This is a genomic window from Microcystis sp. M49636_WE2 (genome assembly GCF_030065375.1).
Classification (GTDB): Bacteria; Cyanobacteriota; Cyanobacteriia; order Cyanobacteriales; family Microcystaceae; genus Microcystis; species Microcystis aeruginosa_C.
The window spans coordinates 1-2652 of record NZ_JASJFG010000472.1; the positions used below are offsets into that span (position 1 = coordinate 1).

Below are 2652 nucleotides of genomic sequence, written 5' to 3' on the forward strand. Positions count from 1 at the left end.
TCCAGACCTAAACGCTTTAGAAAAATTGCGTCAAGGTCTTCCTATTCAGGATTATCGCACTCGACCAGCAATAGTTAATTTACTAGATTTTGAACCAGATTTACCCCCCAGAGAGCCACCGATTCGTTATCGAAAATCTGTTCCCACCGCTTGGTTAGAAATTACCTTAACTGAGGGAAGAAATCGTCAGGTAAGAAGGATGACGGCTGCCGTTGGTTATCCCACTTTAAGATTAATTAGAACAGCCATTACTATTGACAAAAACAATAAATTATGCTTAACAGGATTACAACCCGGTCAATGGCGAGAAGTGACTGAAAAAGAGAGAAAAGCCTTAGAAAGGTTATAATTTTTGTAAGTAACCTTGATAACCAAAGTTGAATGTATAGTTTGGGACTTGATCAAATTACCCACAATTATCTATAATCGTGAATATTAAACCGAAAGACAAACATGAAAGTTAAAATTAAAAATCTTGGCATTTTAAAACAGGCAGAATTCAGTCTAGGCGACTTCACAATTATCTGTGGTGGTAATAATACAGGTAAAACTTATGCTACCTACGCTTTATTCGGTTTTTTATACACTTGGCGAAGACTATTAACTTGGCCAACATTTGGACTCAAAGAAAAAATTAATCAACTACTTTCTGATGGTGTAATTAGTCTCGATCTACAGGAGTATGTTCAACAGTGTGAAAGTATTCTTACTACAGGTTGTCAAAGATATGTTCAACAAATACCTGAAGTTTTTGCTGCCAACGAGGAGAGGTTTAAAAATGTTAATTTTCAGATAGAATTAAATTTTGACAATATTCAATTTCAAAATAAGTATGAAAGGAAAATTAGTACAGCAACATGGGAAATTATCTCGATTAGCAAACCTGAAAATGACCCTTATTTATCCATCACATTATTAACAGAAACAGAAAAAATAAATCTGCCAGTGCATTTTCTTGAGGATATCATTTACGACAGCATCCAAGATATAATTTTCTCTCAGTTTTTTCCCAGGCCATTTATTGCCAGTGCAGAAAGAACAGGAGCGGCAATTTTTCGCAAAGAGTTAAATTTTGCTCGTAATCGTTTACTGGAAGAAATTAGTAAAAATAGCAATTTTAATCCTAGAGAACTGTTATTTAATGTTTCTCAGGATTATGCGCTACCAGTCAAAAAAAATGTAGATTTTACTAGACAAATAGAAACAATTGTCAAAAAAACTAGCTTTATTGCCGAAAATCATCCCAGTATTTTAGAAGATTTTGCCGATATTATTGGTGGTCAATATATGATTACTAGCAATGATGAACTTTATTACATTCCTAAAGGAAAAAAACTTAGACTATCGATGGATGAAAGTTCTAGTGCTGTACGTTCTCTTTTAGACATTGGCTTTTATTTAAGACACGAAGCTCGCATCGGAGATTTGTTAATGGTAGATGAACCTGAATTACATCTCCATCCAGAAAATCAACGCCGTATCGCTAAACTTTTCGCTCGACTGATTAACATTGGTATTAAAGTTTTTATCACTACTCACAGTGATTATATTATCAAAGAAATAAACACATTAATTATGCTCAACCATGATCAACCACACCTGAAACAAATTGCCGCAGAAGAAGGCTATAGACAAGAGGAATTATTATCGGCCGATCAAGTTAAAGTCTATATTGCTGAACAAGCTTTAGAGATGTTAAAAGGAAAAAAAAGAAAGACCAAATTTAACACTTTAACTCCCGCTAAAATTGATCCAGAAATGGGTATCGAAGCGCGTAGTTTTGATACTACTATCGAAAAGATGAATCGCATTCAAGCGGCTATTATTTGGGGTGAGGAGTAATGTCTGATATTGCTATGCTCAAAGAAATGATTAAGGATTGTGCGATAGTAGATTTGGAATATCAAAAAGAGTACAAACGAGATATTTATTTACTGAAACTGACAGAAACTCAAGATAACTATTCGTTTGTGGTTAATGGAATGCCGAAACCCGATGAGGTTATTGTGATCAATCTAGATGAGTTTTTTGATGTCCGCAAAATTTTTACTGGTAATAAAGGTGAGTGTAAGCGTGCAGATTTTATAATTATCGCTAATACCACTTCTGAAAAAGTTATCCTTTGTCTGGAAATGAAGAAAAGCAGAGATGATAATTCATCGATAATTAAACAATTAAAAGGAGCCAAATGCTTTGTCTCCTATTGTCGTGAAATCGGACGCTTATTTTGGAATCAACCCGATTTTCTTCAGGACTATCAATATCGCTTTGTTAGTATTAAAAATATCAGTATCTCTAAAACAACCACGAGCAGCCGTAAACCTTCTCAAAAAAGTGAGATTCACGATCAACCAGAAAAAATGTTAAAAATTTCCGCTCAAGCGAAGGACTTTCAAGAATTAATTTAGTCCTATAGCTTCTCATTATGACCGATTTAATCTTGATCGAATAACGATCTTTTGCCGAGAGTGCCGAAAGAGCCTTATCGATGCTCATTTTTAAAAACTTCAAACACCTGCCGGCTGAAATATTTTAACTTATCAGCCACCTTAGGAGAAGGTTGATAATTGCCGACTAATTGCCAATTTTCCACCGTAGATAGTCGCCAAGCGGTTCCTTGATGGTTAAAAGCCTGCATTTCTAAGCCAATCA

At 34.8% G+C, this 2652-nt stretch carries 4 protein-coding genes; 3 read left to right on the forward strand and 1 reads right to left on the reverse strand.

Features of this window, described 5'->3' with window-relative positions; genetic code table 11:
- From PX484_RS11185 to PX484_RS11195, 3 genes are all read left to right on the forward strand, one after another.
- On the forward strand, nt 1–349 hold a 349-nt coding region (locus tag PX484_RS11185; RefSeq protein WP_502882731.1), incomplete at its 5' end, for a pseudouridine synthase family protein.
- A gap of 104 nt (nt 350–453) precedes the next feature.
- Complete coding sequence (locus PX484_RS11190; RefSeq protein WP_287765322.1) at nt 454–1842, forward strand: AAA family ATPase; 1389 nt, start codon at nt 454–456, stop codon at nt 1840–1842.
- Nucleotides 1842–2408 carry a hypothetical protein gene (locus PX484_RS11195; protein ID WP_287765319.1) on the forward strand — a complete coding sequence of 189 codons (567 nt, stop codon included), beginning with the start codon at nt 1842–1844 and terminating at the stop codon, nt 2406–2408. Before PX484_RS11190 ends, PX484_RS11195 begins: the two co-directional genes overlap by 1 nt.
- 74 nt (nt 2409–2482) lie before the next feature.
- Here the strand turns inward: PX484_RS11195 and PX484_RS26010 are convergent.
- A partial coding sequence (locus PX484_RS26010; RefSeq protein ID WP_502882732.1) for a Tery_1686 family protein occupies nt 2483–2652 on the reverse strand: 170 nt, incomplete at its 5' end.

Coding starts and splice junctions, on each gene's coding strand:
- PX484_RS11195 (WP_287765319.1), top strand. CDS start 1,842: ATGTCTGATATTGCTATGCTCAAAGAAATGATTAAGGATTGTGCGATA.
- PX484_RS11190 (WP_287765322.1), top strand. CDS start 454: ATGAAAGTTAAAATTAAAAATCTTGGCATTTTAAAACAGGCAGAATTC.